Origin of the sequence: Geodermatophilus chilensis, from assembly GCF_002802985.1 — a bacterium.
Lineage (GTDB): Bacteria > Actinomycetota > Actinomycetes > Mycobacteriales > Geodermatophilaceae > Geodermatophilus > Geodermatophilus chilensis.
Window position 1 is genome coordinate 21,009 of record NZ_NVPT01000008.1, and the last position, 13,821, is coordinate 34,829.

The following is a 13,821-nucleotide window of genomic DNA, read 5'->3' on the forward strand; positions in this document are numbered from 1 at the left end:
GGTCAGGGCTCGCTCCTGTGTGGACGACCACGCTGGCCATCTCACCATGTGGGATGCGAGTATTGCTGTGTGGGACAGCCTAACCCCGTCGCCGTCTTGGACAAAGCGGTGGCCATCCTCCGCGCCGTGGCCGCCGAGCCCGCGACCCTCGCCGAGCTGGTCGAGCGCACCGGACTGCCGCGGGCGACCGCACACCGCCTGGCCGTGGCGCTCGAGGGGCACCGCCTGGTCCGGCGCACCCCGGCCGGCGCGTGGGCGCCCGGCCCGGCGCTGGGCGAGCTCGGCCGCGGGGTCGCCGACCTCGCCGAGCTGGCCGGCCGGCACCTGGTCTCGCTGCGGGACGCCAGCGGGGAGAGTGCCCAGTTCTACGTCCGGGACGGCGCCAGCCGGGTCTGCGTGGCCGCCGCCGAGCGGGCGCACGGGCTGCGCGACACCGTGCCGGTGGGGGCGCGGCTGCCGATGACGGCGGGGTCGGCCGCGCACGCGCTGCTGGCCTTCGCCCCCGCGGACGAGGTCACCCCGCTGCTGCCCAGCGCCAGCTTCACCGCCCGCACGCTGCTCGACGTCCGCCGCCGGGGCTGGGCGCACAGCATCGCCGAGCGCGAGCCCGGGGTGGCGTCGCTGTCGGCGCCGGTGCGCGACTCCGCGGGCGGGGTCCTGGGCGCGGTCTCCATCTCCGGGCCGGTCGAGCGGCTGGGTCGCCGTCCCGCCCCCGAGGTGGTGGGCGCGGTGCTCGAGGCCGCGGGCGCCATCTCCCGCGCCGCCCGCTGAGAGAGGACCCCATGACCAACGCGAGGAGGAGCGCGGGGCCGCTGACCGCCTGACCGTCCGGGCAGTTCCCCTCCGCGGTCCCCCGGGCGAGACTGGGGCCATGACCGCCACCGAGCCCACGTACCGCGGCCGCGCCCGGATCGCCGAGCCCGGGGAGGGCATCGGCCTCGACGAGCTGGCGCTGGCCACCCGCAACCACGGGATGCCGCTGGAGGCACTGCGCTACGACGTCACGCCGCCGGGGCTGCACTACGTGCTCACCCACTACGACATCCCCGCCGTCGACCCGGCCACCTGGTCCCTGCAGATCGGCGGCGCCGTCGACCGCCCGCTGCGCCTGACCCTCGAGGACCTGCACCGCCGCCCGTCGGTCACCTCCCGGGTGCTGCTGGAGTGCGCCGGCAACGGCCGCGCCCGCTACGAGCCGCGGCCGGTCAGCCAGCCGTGGCTGCTGGAGGCCGTCGGCACCGCCGAGTGGACCGGCACCCCGCTGGCCCCACTGCTGGAAGAGGCCGGGATCGCCGACGGCGCGGTCGACGTCGTCTTCACCGGCGCCGACCACGGCGTGGAGCGCGGCGTCGAGCAGGACTACGCGCGCGGCCTGCCGCTGGCCGAGGCGATGCGCCCGGAGGTGCTGCTGGTCTGGGCGATGAACGGGATGCCGCTGCCGCCCCAGCACGGCGCCCCGCTGCGGCTGCTGGTGCCCGGCTGGTACGGCATGGCCCACGTCAAGTGGCTGACCCGCGTCGAGGTGCTCGACCGGCCCTTCGACGGCTTCCAGAACGCCACGGCCTACCGGCTCAAGGTGGAGGCCGGCGACGCCGGTGAGCCGGTCACCCGGATCGCGCCCCGCGCGCTGCTCACCCCGCCCGGCTGGCCGGACTTCATGACCCGCGAGCGCTTCCTGCGGCCCGGACCGGTGACGCTGACCGGGCGGGCCTGGTCCGGCCGCGCGCCGGTGACCAGTGTCGAGGTCAGCACGGACGGCGGGGCCACCTGGTCGGCCGCCGAGCTGGCCCCAGCCGACCCCGCGCACCCCTTCGCCTGGCGGGCCTGGTCGTTCCCGTGGACGGCGGAGCCGGGGACCTGGGAGCTGCTCGCCCGGGCGACCGACGCCGAGGGCAGCCAGCCCACCGAGCCGGTCTGGAACCGGCAGGGCATGGCCAACAACCTGGTGCAGCGCGTGCCGGTGACCGTGCTGGCGGACTGAGCCGCCGGCACGGCCAGGGGTCGGTGCCCGGCGGGGAGCCTGTGGGTCAGGCCAGGCGCCGGGCGCCTGCGGAGGGCACGACCGCGAAGGCCCGGGGAGGGGTGAAGCCCTGCTGCGCGAAGCGGTCGGTGATCGCCCGCGCGACGTCGTCGGTGCGGTCGGCGTCGACCAGCACCACGGCGCTGCCGCCGAAGCCGCCGCCGACCATGCGGGCGCCGGCGGCACCGGCCTCCAGTGCGGTGGCCACGGCGGTGTCGAGCTCGACGGTGGAGATCTGGAAGTCGTCCCGCAGCGAGGCGTGCCCGGCGGTGAGCATCGGCCCGATCGCGCCGGGGTCGGCGGTCCCGCGCAGGATCCGCACGACCTCCAGCACCCGGGCGTTCTCGGTGACGATGTGCCGCGCGCGCCGCAGCAGCACCCCACCCTCGGGCGTGCCGTCGTCCAGCGGGGCCAGCGCGGCGACGTCCGGGACGTCGCGCAGGGCGCGCACCCCGAGCCGCTCGGCGGCCTGCTCGCACTCCCGACGCCGGTCGCCGTAGCCGCCGGTGGCGTGGTCGTGGGTCGTCCCGGTGTCGACGACGAGCAGCTCCAGCCCGGCCGCGCGCAGGTCCAGCGGCACCTGCTCGGTGCTGCGGTCGCGGGTGTCGAGGAACAGCGCGTGCCCGGCGGTGCACAGCAGCGACGCGGACTGGTCGAGGATGCCGGTGGGCGCGCCCACGAAGTCGTTCTCCGCCCGCCGCGCCACGTCGACCAGGTCGGCGACGGCCAGGTCGGGGGCGGCGAGGTCGCGCAGCGCCAGCGCCACCGAGCAGGACAGCGCGGCGGACGACGACAGCCCCATGCCGGCCGGGACGTCGCCGTCGACCAGCACGCTCACCCCGCCGGGCACGCGGTCGCGCAGCGCGTCGACGACGCCGGCGGGGTAGCCCGCCCAGCCGCCGGGCCGCCCGGGCGCGAGCTCGGCAACCGGCACCTCCACCCGGTCGCCGGGGTGCTGCGCGGAGACGAGGGCGACCAGCCCGTCGTCCCGGCGGGCGACCGCGGCCCGGGTGGTCTGCGGCAGCGCCACCGGCAGCACGAAGCCGTCGTTGTAGTCGGTGTGCTCGCCGATGACGTTCACCCGGCCGGGCGCGGCCCACACCCCCTCGAGCGGCCCGCCGAACGCCGCGGCGAAGGCCTCCCGGGCCCGGTCGACCGCCGTCACCGCACTTTCCGCAGCTGCTCGGCGACGTCCTCGGGGACCGTGTCGGTGATGAACGCGCCCATGCCGGACTCCGAGCCGGCCAGGTACTTCAGCTTCCCGGGCGCCCGGCGCAACGAGAACAGCTGCAGGTGCAGCCACCAGTCCTCGCGACCGCGGCTGACCGGCGCCTGGTTCCAGGAGGCGATGTAGGGCATGGGCGCGTCGAAGCGGCGGGCGAAGCGACCGAGCACGTCGAGGTAGACCTCCGCCAGGGCGTCGCGCTCCGCAGCCGTGAGCGCGGGCAGGTCGGGCACCCGGCGGTGCGGGAAGACCTGCAGCTCGTAGGGCCAGCGGGCGGCGGCCGGCACGAACGCCGTCCAGTGCTCGTTGGCGGTGACCACGCGGGGCCCGGCGCGCTCGGCGGTGAGCACGTCGGCGAACAGGTCGCCGCCGGTCTCCCGCCGGTGCCGCTCGACCGACGCCAGCACCTTCTCCACCCGCGGCGCCACGAAGGGATAGGCGTAGATCTGCCCGTGCGGGTGCGAGAGGGTCACCCCGATCTCCTCGCCGGAGTTCTCGAAGACGTAGACCTGCTCGACCCCGTCGATGCCCGACAGCTCCGCGGTTCGCTCGGCCCACACGTCCACGACCAGCCGGACCCGGTCGGCGCCGAGCGTGGCGAAGGACCGGTCGTGCTCGCTGGTGAAGACGACGACCTCGCAGCGGCCGAAGCCGGGCCGCAGCTCGCTCAGCGGGGCGCCGGGCGCGGCCGGGGGGACGTCGCGCGCGACCGCCGTCGCCAGGGACGGGAACCGGTTCTCGAAGACGACGACCTGGTAGTCGGCCTCCGGGACCTCGGTGGGCTCGCGGCCGGGCCGGGTCGGGCACAGCGGGCAGAGGTCCGCCGGCGGGAGGAAGGTCCGCGTCTGCCGGTGCGAGGCCAGGACCACCCACTCGCCGAGCAGCGGGTCCCAGCGCAGCTGCGACCGGGTGCTCACCGCGGGCAGGTCGCGGGGGTCCTCGGCGGTGCGCGGCGGTGCGGTGTCCCCGGCGTCGAAGTAGAGGACCTCCCGGCCGTCGGCCAGCCGACGACTCGTCCGGATCACGGGTGGAACCTGCCTTCCCGCCGCTCGTGACTGTGCGTGAACGGCGTCCCGACGCTAGACCCGCCCCAACGACGGGGCCACTCCGGTGGGCCCGGGGACAGCGAGAGCCCCCGGCCGGGTGACCGGGGGCTTCTCGCTCGGTGTAGCCCCGAAGGGATTCGAACCCTCGCTACCGCCGTGAGAGGGCGGCGTCCTGGGCCGCTAGACGACGGGGCCGTGCGGGACCATGGTGCCACGCGGCGCCGGGAACCCCTGCGCCGGGTGCCGGCCCCGGGGACGACGAGAGCCCCCGGCCGGGTGGCCGGGGGCTCTCGCTCGCTGTAGCCCCGAAGGGATTCGAACCCTCGCTACCGCCGTGAGAGGGCGGCGTCCTGGGCCGCTAGACGACGGGGCCGTGCGGGTGGTGCGGTGTGCTGAGGAACCAGGCTTCCTCGCTGGGGTACCAGGACTCGAACCTAGACTAACGGAACCAGAAACCGTCGGGCTGCCAATTACCCCATACCCCAAGGGTGGTGCTGCACCTCGCGGCGCTGGACAAGAGCATACCCGATGTCCGGGCGCGGTCCGGGCACCCCCCGGGGTGACGGTGGTCGCAGGTCGTACGAGGCGGTCCGCACCTCCGGCCGCAGCCGCCGGCGGGTGCGCGCGACCAGGCCGACGTAGGCGGCCATGGCCAGCAGGTCGATGAGCACCACGAGCACACCGGTCCCGGCCGGGACGGCGTCGGTGGCCACCCCCTCCCCCAGCGAGCCGGCCAGCAGGAACACCACCACGTTGTTGACGGCGTGCAGCACGATCGCCGCCTCCAGGCCGCCGGTCAGCCAGACGACCGCCGAGGCGGCCAGCCCGAAGGCGAACCGGTCGAGGAACGTCCAGACGTCGGGCGGCAAGTGGGCCGCCGAGAACAGTGCGGCGGTCAGCACCGCGGCCACCACCGCGCCCGCACGCGGCCGGCCGACCCACCCGGCGACGGCCTGGCTGAGGTAGCCGCGGAACACGTACTCCTCCGCGGCCGACTGCAGCGGCGTGGTCAGCAGCACGACGAGCAGCAACCACCCGAACCCGTCCACCGGGCCGGTGGCCTCCCAGTCGCCGACCACGAAGCCCAGCAGGACGCTGAGCAGGAGCCCCGCGACCAGCGTGGGCAGCGTCATCAGCGTGTACGGCGCCAGGAGCCGCCACCGCAGCCGGGCCAGCACCGACGACGACCAGCCGATCGGCATCCCGTGCGCGGCGGCCCACGCCAGCCACACGCAGGGGATGGCGACGATCAGCGAGACGTTCGTCAGCAGCAGCAGGCCGGGGTCGACGAGGTCGGTCGGGTCGATCGCCGTGGGGTCGGGCAGCGCCCCCGCCGCGAAGCCGCCGACGAAGACCACCGCGGTCGCCACGACGGTCGCGACCAGGTAGACCAGCGCGAACAGCAGCAGGCCCAGCAGCGGCCGCCACCAGCGCCAGTCGCGCGAACGCATGGCCTGCAGGTACTCGACCGGTTCGTCGTGCGGCGGGGTGCCCGGCGCCGGCTGCCACTGCATCCCGGGCGGGGGAGCCCACGGCGGTCCGGGAGGCGGCCCCCACGGCGGGACGGTGTGCGGCCCGGGCTGCAGCGGCACCGGCCCCAGCGGCCACGGGACCGGCCCGGCCGCCGTCCCCACGGCCGGCAGCGCGTGCACGCCGTGCAGTGCTCCGGGGACGTAGGGCGGCGCGCCGTAGGGCCCGGTCGGCGGCGGCCCGGTGTAGGGCTCGTCGTCCGGGCCGGCCCAGCCGGGCGGTCCGGTCGCGCTCACCCGGTCACCCGGGGACGGCGGCCCTCGCCGCGGCGAGGCGGGCGAGGGTGCGCTCGCGGCCCAGCAGCTCGAGGGACTCGTACAGCGGCGGTGACACCGTGCGGCCGCTGACCGCGACGCGGACCGGGCCGAACGCCTGGCGCGGCTTGCGGCCCAGCCCCTCCACGAGCGCCTCCTTGAGCGCCGTCTCGATGGCCGGCGTCGTCCACTCGGGCAGCTCGCGCAGCGCGTCCTGCGCGGCGCCGAGCACCTCGGCCGCCTCCGGGCCGGCCAGCTGCTTGGCCGCGGCCGCCGGGTCGATCTCGACGTCGTCCACGAACAGGAAGCCGAGCAGCCCGACGGCGTCGGAGAGCACGATCATGCGCTCCTGGGCCAGCGGGGCGATCGCCTCGAGGACGCGCCGCTGCTCGGCCGTCGGCGGCTCGGCGACCAGCCCGGCGCGGGCGAGGAAGGGCACCACCCGCTCGGTGAACTCCTCCACCGGCAGCGCGCGCAGGTGGGTGGCGTTGATCGCCTCGGCCTTCTTGAGGTCGAAGCGGGCCGGGTTCGCGCTGACCCGGGTGACGTCGAAGGCCTCGACCATCTCCTGCATGGAGAACACGTCGCGGTCCTCGGCGATCGCCCAGCCCAGCAGCGCGAGGTAGTTGGCGAACCCCTCGGGGACGAAGCCGCGCTCGCGGTACACGTCGACGTTGGACTGCGGGTCGCGCTTGGAGAGCTTCTTGTTGCCCTCCCCCGTCACGTACGGCAGGTGGCCGAACCGCGGGGCGCCGGAGGCCACGCCGATGTCGGTCAGCGCGGCGTACAGCGCCAGCTGCCGCGGCGTGGAGGGCAGCAGGTCCTCCCCGCGGAGCACGTCGGTGATGCCCATCAGGGCGTCGTCCACCGGGTTGACGAACGGGTAGAGCGGCACGCCGTTGGCCCGGACGATCACGAAGTCGGGCACCGAGCCTGCGGCGAACCGGATCTCCCCGCGGACCAGGTCGGTCCAGGCGAGGTCCTCGTCGGGCATCCGCAGCCGCAGCACCGGCTCGCGGCCCTCGGCGCGGAAGGCGACCTTCTGCTCGTCGGTGAGGAAGCGGTCGGCGTTGTCGTAGCCGAGCTTCGGGTCCTGGCCGGCCGCCAGCCGGCGGGCCTCGACCTCCTCGTTGGTGGAGAAGGACTCGTAGGCGTGCCCGGCCGCGAGCAACTTCTGGGCGACCTCGCGGTAGACCTCGTGCCGCTCGGACTGCCGGTAGGGACCGTGCGGCCCGCCGACCTCGGGGCCCTCGTCCCAGTCCAGGCCCAGCCAGCGCAGGCTGTCGAGCAGGTGCCGGTAGGACTCCTCGGAGTCGCGGGAGGCGTCGGTGTCCTCGATGCGGAAGACGAAGGTGCCGCCGGTGTGGCGGGCGTGCGCCCAGTTGAACAGCGCCGTCCGCAGCAAGCCGACGTGCACCATGCCCGTCGGCGACGGGCAGAACCGCGTGCGCACCGCAGGGGCGGTCATCGCACGCCCCCGGCGGTCGAGGCGGCGTCGGCGCCGGTGACGCCGTTGGTCAGCGTCCCCAGCCCCTCGATGCTGCACTCGACCCGCTGGCCGGGCCGGATCGGGCCGACACCGGCCGGGGTGCCGGTGAGCACGACGTCGCCGGGCAGCAGGGTCATCACCTGCGAGATGTAGGAGACCAGCGTCGGGATGCCGAAGAGCAGCTGGCTGGTGCGGCCGGACTGGCGCAGCTCGCCGTCCACCGTGCAGGTGACCTCGAGGTCGGCGGGGTCCTTGCCGAGACCGGCCAGGTCGGTCTCGATCCACGGGCCCAGCGGGCAGAAGGAGTCGAAGCCCTTGGCGCGGGTCCACTGCCCGTCACCGGCCTGCATGTCCCGCTCGGTGACGTCGTTGGCGATCGTGTAGCCGAACACGCTGCCCAGCGCCTGCTCCGGCGACACGTGGCGCGCGCCGCGGGCGCCGATGACGACGGCCAGCTCGACCTCGTGGTGCACGTTGGTGCTGCCGGGCGGGATGCGGATGGCATCGCCCGGGCCGATCACCGTCGTCGACGGCTTGAGGAACAGCAGCGGCTGCGACGGGGCGTCGCCGGTGCCCATCTCCTTGACGTGGTCGGCGTAGTTCTTGCCGACGGCCACCACCTTGCTCGGCAGGATCGGCGAGAGCAGCCGCACGTCGGCCCGGGCGTACCGCTGGCCGGTGAAGGAGATGGTCCCGAACGGGTGGCCCTCGATCTGGGCGACCTGGCCGTCGCCGTCGAGGACGCCGAAGGACATGCCCGAGGGCGAGGCGAAGCGGACGATGCGCACGCTCCGAGGCTAGTCGTCGTCCTGCGCGCGGCCGTGCCGAGGAGGACCTAGCGTGCCTCCATGGCCTGCCGTTTCTCGGAGCTCGTGGTGGACAGCCGCGATCCGGAGGCGCTGGCGGCCTTCTGGGCCGAGGTCCTCGGGTACGAGGTCCTCTGCCGGGAGGAGGACGGCAGCGTGGAGATCGGTCCCGTCCTCGGCTTCGGCGGTCCGGCGCCGACGCTCGTCTTTGCCCCGGTGGCCGAGCCGGCACCGGGCGGGGCGCGGCTGCACGTCGACGTCAGTCCCACCGACCGGGACCAGGACGCCGAGTTGCAACGGTTGCTCGCACTGGGGGCCACCCGGGCGGACGTGGGACAGTCCGGCACGGAGAGCTGGTACGTGCTGGCGGATCCGGAGGGCAATGTGTTCTGCCTCCTGCGCCGCCGCCTCGATCCGCTGTGACCGAGTCCTGACAGAGGAGACCGACATGATCCTGATCGTCATCAAGATGCCCGTCCGGCCCGACCGCATCGACGAGTTCCGGACCCACGCCGACGAGTACGCCCGGGCGGTGAACGCCGAGGAGGGCACCCTGTTCTTCGAGTGGTCCCGCAGCGTCGAGGACCCGAACACCTTCGTCTGCATCGAGGGCTTCCGGGACTCCGAGGCCGGCGCCTCGCACGTGGCCACGCCGCACGCCAAGGCCGCCTTCGACTGGATGTCGGACCTGGTCGCCGAGCAGCCGCAGATCATCTACATCGACGCCCCGGAGGTCAGCGGCTTCGGCCCCATGGGTGAGGTCAAGCCGAGGGGCTGACCACCGCCCCCGGGGTGGCCCGGTCGCGGGGGGCCCGCAGGGTCCCCCGGCCGGGACACGGGGTGGGCTCGGCGCGCGCCGGGGACGGCACCTGGCCGCGGTGTCACCGTCATCGGTGCCGGACGGCATACGTGAGGGCGTCGACCAGGGCGTGCCAGGAGGCCTCGACGATGTTGTCGTGGACGCCGACGGTGGTCCACTCCCCCACCCCGTCGGTGCTGTCGATGAGCACCCGGGTCGTGGCGCTGGTGCCGCCCTTCCAGCCCAGGATGCGGACCTTGTAGTCGGCCAGCGAGACGTCGGCCAGCTGCGGGTGGCGGCTGACTAGCGCCTGGCGCAGCGCGTTGTCCAGGGCGTTGACCGGGCCGTTGCCCTCGCCGGTGCTGATGACCCGCTGCCCGTCGACGTGCACCTTGACCGTGGCCTCGCTCATGACCTGGCCGTTGCCCCAGTGCTCGACGGAGGTCCGGTAGCTCTCCAGCTCGAACAGCGGCGGCGCGGCGTCGGGCAGCTCGGCGCGCAGCAGCAGCTCGAAGGAGGCGTCGGCGGCCTCGAACGACCAGCCGCCGGCCTCGAGCACCTTGACCCGGTCGACGACCCGGCCGATGACGTCGGCGTGCCCGTCGAGGTCGACGCCGAGCTCACGGCCCTTGAGCTCCACCGACGCGCGGCCGGCCATCTCGGTGACCAGGATGCGCATGTCGTTGCCGACGAGCTCGGGGTCGAGGTGGTTGTACAGCTCGGGGCTGACCTTGATCGCGCTGGCGTGCAGGCCGGCCTTGTGCGCGAACGCCGACGCGCCGACGTAGGGCTGGTGGTCGTCGGGGGCGATGTTGGCCAGCTCGGCGATGGCGTGGCTGACCCGCTGCAGCTCGGCCAGGCAGCCCTCGGGGACGACCGGCAGGCCCATCTTGGTGACCAGGTTGGCGATCAGCACGAAGGTGTCGGCGTTACCGGCGCGCTCGCCGTAGCCGTTCGCCGTCCCCTGCACGTGGGTGACACCGGCCTCGACCGCGGCCAGGGTGTTGGCGACGGCGCAGCCGGTGTCGTCCTGGCAGTGGATGCCCAGTTTCCCGTCGACCCGGGCACGGACGTCGGCCACGACGCGGCCCACGCCCATCGGCAGCATGCCGCCGTTGGTGTCGCACAGGACGCCGACCTCGGCGCCCGCGGCGAACGCCGTCCGCAGCACCTCGACGCCGTGGTCGGGGTCGGCGGCGTACCCGTCGAAGAAGTGCTCGCAGTCGACGAACACCCGCCGGCCGTGCCCGACGAGGAAGGCGACGGTGTCGCGCACCATCGCGAGGTTCTCGTCGAGCGTCGTCCGCAGCGCCTCGCGCACGTGCCGGACGTCGGACTTCGCGACCAGGCACACCACCGGCGTCTCCGCGTCGAGCAGCGCGCGCACCTGGGCGTCGTCCTCGACGCGGACGCCGGCCTTGCGGGTGGAGCCGAACGCCACGAGCCGGGCGTGCCGCAGCTTGAGCTCGGTCCGGGCGCGGGCGAAGAACTCGGTGTCCTTGGGCAGTGCCCCCGGCCAGCCGCCCTCGATGTAACCGACGCCGATCTCGTCGAGCAGCCGGGCGACGGCCAGCTTGTCGGCGACGGAGTAGCTCACGCCCTCGCGCTGGGCGCCGTCGCGCAGAGTGGTGTCGAAGACGTGGAAGTCGGTGCTGGTCGGAGTCGGCACGGGGTCCTCCGGGAGACGGACCTGCCCCAGACACGAAGAAGACCCCCCGGGAACGGGAGGTCTGCGCGCAGTCCGGGGAGGTGGGCTGCGCGCTAGGCGATGATGATCGTGCTGGAGTGCGACATCGCCCCCTAGTGAAGCACGCGCCCCGCCGTCCCCGGCAACCACGGGCGCGGGGACGACGGGGGGCGGCCCCGTCCGGAGGCTCGCCGCGGCCCCGTCCAGGCTCCCGCACTGAGCTTGCGAAGGGTGGGGAGGACGGGGTCCTTCTCCGGTGAGGGGGACGGGGTCCTCTTTCAGCCGCCGGCGAGCGCGGCGAGCCGGTCGCCGACCTCCTGGGTGCGCACCGGACCCTCCGGGTCGCGGGTGGAGAGGTCGAAGGCGACGGCGGCGTTGACCTTGCGGGCCTCGTCGCCGCGGCCGAGGTGCTCGAGGAGCAGGCCCACCGACAGCACCGTGGCCGTCGGGTCGGCGACGCCCTTCCCGGCAATGTCCGGTGCCGAGCCGTGCACCGGCTCGAACATGCTCGGGTGCGTGCCGGAGGTGTCCAGGTTGCCGCTGGCCGCCATGCCGATGCCACCGGTCACCGCCGCGGCGACGTCGGTGATGATGTCGCCGAACAGGTTGTCGGTGACGATGACGTCGTAGCGCCCCGGGTCGGTGATGAAGAACATCGACGCCGCGTCGACGTGTTGGTAGGCGACGGTGACCTCGGGGAACTCCGCCGCGACCTCCTCCACCGTCCGCGACCACAGCGACCCGGCGTGGGTGAGCACGTTGGTCTTGTGGATCAGCGTCAGGTGCCGGCGCGGCCGGGCCAGCGCCCGCTCGAACGCGTAGCGGACGACCCGCTCGACGCCGAAGGCGGTGTTCAGGCTGACCTCGGTGGCCACCTCGTGCGGGGTGTCGCGGCGCAGCACGCCGCCGTTGCCCACGTAGGGCCCCTCGGTGCCCTCGCGCACGCAGAGCATGTCGATGGGGCCGGGCGCGGCCAGCGGGCTGCGGACGCCGTCGAAGAGCCGCGCCGGGCGCAGGTTGACGTGGTGGTCGAGCTCGAAGCGCAGCCGCAGCAGCAGGCCGCGCTCGAGGATCCCCGGCGGGACGCTGGGGTCACCGATGGCGCCCAGCAGGATGGCGTCGTGCCGGCGCAGCTCGTCGAGCACCGTGTCCGGCAGCAGCTCGCCGGTCCGCTGCCAGCGCGAGGCACCGAGGTCGTAGGGGGTGCTCTCGACGTCGGGGGCGACCGCGCGGAGGACCTTGAGGCCCTCGGCCACCACCTCCGGGCCGATGCCGTCTCCGGGGATCACTGCCAGGCGCATGGAGAACGACCCTAGGTCAACGGGGGGTGAGGTCCGCCGAGCGGGCCTCACGCGCGCCGATCCGGCCGGCGATGTCGCCGAGCAGCTCGGCCGGGACCGGGCTGTCGACGGTCACCGCCATGAGCGCCTCGCCACCGCGGTTGGTGCGGCTGACCTGGGCACCGGCGATGTTGATGCCGGCCTCGCCCAGGGCCGCGCCGACGGTGCCGACGACGCCGGGCCGGTCGGTGTAGACGAAGAACAGCAGGTAGCCCGAGGCGTCCAGGTCCATGTCGAAGCCGTTGACCTCGACCAGCTTGGGCACCTGGTTCTTGCCGAAGAGCGTGCCGGAGACCGTCACCTCGGTGCCGTCGGCCATCGCACCGCGCACGCGGATGAGGTTGCGGTAGTCGGGGCTCTCCACGTCGCTGATCAGCGCGATCTCGAGGCCGCGCTGGTCGGCGAACAGCGGGGCGTTGACGTAGGTGACCTGCTCGGCCACGACGTCGGAGAAGACGCCCTTGAGGACGGCGAGCTGCAGGACCGAGTCGTCGAACTCGGCGATCTTGCCGCGTACCTCGACGGTCACCGACTGGGCCAGCCCGCCGGCGACGGCGGTGAACACCAGGCCGAGCTTCTCGGCCAGCGGCAGGCCGGGGCGGACGTCCTCGGCGACGACCCCGCCGGCCTGGACGTTCACCGCGTCCGGGACGAACTCGCCCTGCAGCGCCAGCCGCACGGAGTGCGCGACCGCGGTGCCGGCCTTGTCCTGCGCCTCGGTGGTCGAGGCGCCCAGGTGCGGGGTGACGACGGTGTTCGGCAGCCCGAACAGCGGGCTGTCGGTGCACGGCTCCTGGGCGTAGACGTCGATGCCGGCCGCGCCGACCTGGCCCGACGTCAGCGCCTCGGCCAGCGCCGCCTCGTCGACCAGCCCGCCGCGGGCGGCGTTGACGATGATCACGCCGCGCTTGGTGGTGGCCAGCTCCGGGACGCCGATGAGGCCGAGGGTCTCCGGCGTCTTCGGCAGGTGGATGGTGATGAAGTCGGCCTCGCGGAGCAGCTCCTCCAGCGACACCATGCGCACGCCGAGCTGGGCGGCACGGCCCGGCTGGATGTAGGGGTCGTAGGCGATCAGCGTGACGCCGAAGGCGGCCAGCCGCTGGGCGACCAGCTGGCCGATCCGGCCCAGGCCGACCACGCCGACCACCTTGTCGGTGACCTCGACGCCGGTGAACTTCGAGCGCTTCCAGGTGCCCTCGCGCAGCGACGCGTCGGCGGCCGGGATGTGCCGGGCGGCGGCCAGCAGCAGCGCCACCGCGTGCTCGGCCGCGCTGACGATGTTCGACGTGGGTGCGTTGACGACCATGACGCCGCGCTCGGTCGCTGCGGCCACGTCGACGTTGTCCAGGCCGATGCCGGCGCGCGCGACCACCTTCAGGTTCGGGGCGGCGGCCAGCGCCTCGGCGTCGATCTGCGTGGCGCTGCGGATCATCACCGCGGAGGCGTCGGCCAGCGCGGGCAGCAGCGCGGCGCGGTCGGCGCCGTCCACGTGGCGGATCTCGACGTCGCGGCCCAGCACCTCCAGCACGCTGGGCGCGAGTTCCTCGGCGATCAGGACGACGGGCGCGGTCGTGGTCACGGGACCACAGCCTAGGGAGCGGCGCCGTCCCTGGCCCGGTCAGCCC

12 protein-coding genes and 3 tRNA genes are annotated in these 13,821 nt (G+C 74.4%); 4 read left to right on the forward strand and 11 right to left on the reverse strand.

The features are described from left to right. The first annotated feature begins 108 nt into the window (after nucleotides 1-108). Nucleotides 109-771: an IclR family transcriptional regulator gene (locus CNO22_RS02395; RefSeq protein WP_269799565.1), complete on the forward strand. Its 663-nt coding sequence runs from the start codon at nucleotides 109-111 to the stop codon at nucleotides 769-771. 100 nt (nucleotides 772-871) lie between these two features. Beyond that, a complete protein-coding gene (locus CNO22_RS02400) occupies nucleotides 872-1,981 on the forward strand; it encodes a sulfite oxidase (RefSeq protein ID WP_100497761.1) in 1,110 nt (369 codons plus the stop codon). A gap of 46 nt (nucleotides 1,982-2,027) precedes the next feature. On the opposite strand, the gene galK is transcribed toward CNO22_RS02400, so the two are convergent. The 8 genes from galK to CNO22_RS02440 all read right to left on the reverse strand — a co-directional run bounded on the left by galK (nucleotide 2,028) and on the right by CNO22_RS02440 (nucleotide 8,352). After that, nucleotides 2,028-3,185 carry a galactokinase gene (gene galK / locus CNO22_RS02405; protein WP_100497762.1) on the reverse strand — a complete coding sequence of 386 codons (1,158 nt, stop codon included), beginning with the start codon at nucleotides 3,183-3,185 and terminating at the stop codon, nucleotides 2,028-2,030. Then, the gene (galT, locus tag CNO22_RS02410) at nucleotides 3,182-4,270 is read right to left on the reverse strand and encodes a galactose-1-phosphate uridylyltransferase (RefSeq protein ID WP_100497763.1); all 1,089 of its coding nucleotides are present in this window, start codon (nucleotides 4,268-4,270) and stop codon (nucleotides 3,182-3,184) included. The genes galK and galT overlap by 4 nt, the downstream gene beginning before the upstream one ends. 143 nt (nucleotides 4,271-4,413) lie before the next feature. Further along, nucleotides 4,414-4,486 (reverse strand) — tRNA-Glu (locus CNO22_RS02415). 105 nt (nucleotides 4,487-4,591) lie between these two features. Further along, a tRNA-Glu gene (locus CNO22_RS02420) sits at nucleotides 4,592-4,664 on the reverse strand. A gap of 40 nt (nucleotides 4,665-4,704) precedes the next feature. Next, nucleotides 4,705-4,776 (reverse strand) — tRNA-Gln (locus CNO22_RS02425). Then, nucleotides 4,762-6,057: a CPBP family intramembrane glutamic endopeptidase gene (locus CNO22_RS02430; protein WP_100497764.1), complete on the reverse strand. Its 1,296-nt coding sequence runs from the start codon at nucleotides 6,055-6,057 to the stop codon at nucleotides 4,762-4,764. Before CNO22_RS02430 ends, CNO22_RS02425 begins: the two co-directional genes overlap by 15 nt. A 4-nt stretch (nucleotides 6,058-6,061) precedes the next feature. Beyond that, the gene (gltX, locus tag CNO22_RS02435; protein WP_100497765.1) at nucleotides 6,062-7,543 is read right to left on the reverse strand and encodes a glutamate--tRNA ligase; all 1,482 of its coding nucleotides are present in this window, start codon (nucleotides 7,541-7,543) and stop codon (nucleotides 6,062-6,064) included. Then, nucleotides 7,540-8,352 (reverse strand): fumarylacetoacetate hydrolase family protein, encoded by an 813-nt coding sequence (locus CNO22_RS02440; RefSeq protein WP_100497766.1) that lies wholly within the window; start codon nucleotides 8,350-8,352, stop codon nucleotides 7,540-7,542. Before CNO22_RS02440 ends, gltX begins: the two co-directional genes overlap by 4 nt. A gap of 60 nt (nucleotides 8,353-8,412) precedes the next feature. On the opposite strand from CNO22_RS02440, the gene CNO22_RS02445 reads away from it, so the two are divergent. Together CNO22_RS02445 and CNO22_RS02450 are read left to right on the forward strand one after the other, a co-directional pair. Beyond that, complete coding sequence (locus CNO22_RS02445) at nucleotides 8,413-8,793, forward strand: VOC family protein (protein WP_100497767.1); 381 nt, start codon at nucleotides 8,413-8,415, stop codon at nucleotides 8,791-8,793. Nucleotides 8,794-8,818: 25 nt separating this feature from the next. After that, entirely contained in the window at nucleotides 8,819-9,148 is a 330-nt protein-coding gene (locus CNO22_RS02450) for a putative quinol monooxygenase (protein ID WP_100497768.1), read from the forward strand. A 109-nt stretch (nucleotides 9,149-9,257) separates the two neighbouring features. Here the strand turns inward: CNO22_RS02450 and cimA are convergent, their stop codons facing one another. The 3 genes from cimA to serA all read right to left on the reverse strand — a co-directional run bounded on the left by cimA (nucleotide 9,258) and on the right by serA (nucleotide 13,775). Further along, nucleotides 9,258-10,838 carry a citramalate synthase gene (gene cimA, locus CNO22_RS02455; RefSeq protein WP_100497769.1) on the reverse strand — a complete coding sequence of 527 codons (1,581 nt, stop codon included), beginning with the start codon at nucleotides 10,836-10,838 and terminating at the stop codon, nucleotides 9,258-9,260. A 296-nt stretch (nucleotides 10,839-11,134) separates the two neighbouring features. Beyond that, complete coding sequence (locus CNO22_RS02460; protein WP_100497770.1) at nucleotides 11,135-12,157, reverse strand: 3-isopropylmalate dehydrogenase; 1,023 nt, start codon at nucleotides 12,155-12,157, stop codon at nucleotides 11,135-11,137. Nucleotides 12,158-12,173: 16 nt separating this feature from the next. Beyond that, complete coding sequence (serA, locus tag CNO22_RS02465; RefSeq protein WP_100497771.1) at nucleotides 12,174-13,775, reverse strand: phosphoglycerate dehydrogenase; 1,602 nt, start codon at nucleotides 13,773-13,775, stop codon at nucleotides 12,174-12,176. Nucleotides 13,776-13,821: the final 46 nt, after the last annotated feature.

Coding starts and splice junctions, on each gene's coding strand:
- CNO22_RS02400 (WP_100497761.1), top strand. CDS start 872: ATGACCGCCACCGAGCCCACGTACCGCGGCCGCGCCCGGATCGCCGAG.
- CNO22_RS02445 (WP_100497767.1), top strand. CDS start 8,413: ATGGCCTGCCGTTTCTCGGAGCTCGTGGTGGACAGCCGCGATCCGGAG.
- gltX (WP_100497765.1), bottom strand. CDS start 7,543: ATGACCGCCCCTGCGGTGCGCACGCGGTTCTGCCCGTCGCCGACGGGC.
- CNO22_RS02460 (WP_100497770.1), bottom strand. CDS start 12,157: ATGCGCCTGGCAGTGATCCCCGGAGACGGCATCGGCCCGGAGGTGGTG.
- CNO22_RS02450 (WP_100497768.1), top strand. CDS start 8,819: ATGATCCTGATCGTCATCAAGATGCCCGTCCGGCCCGACCGCATCGAC.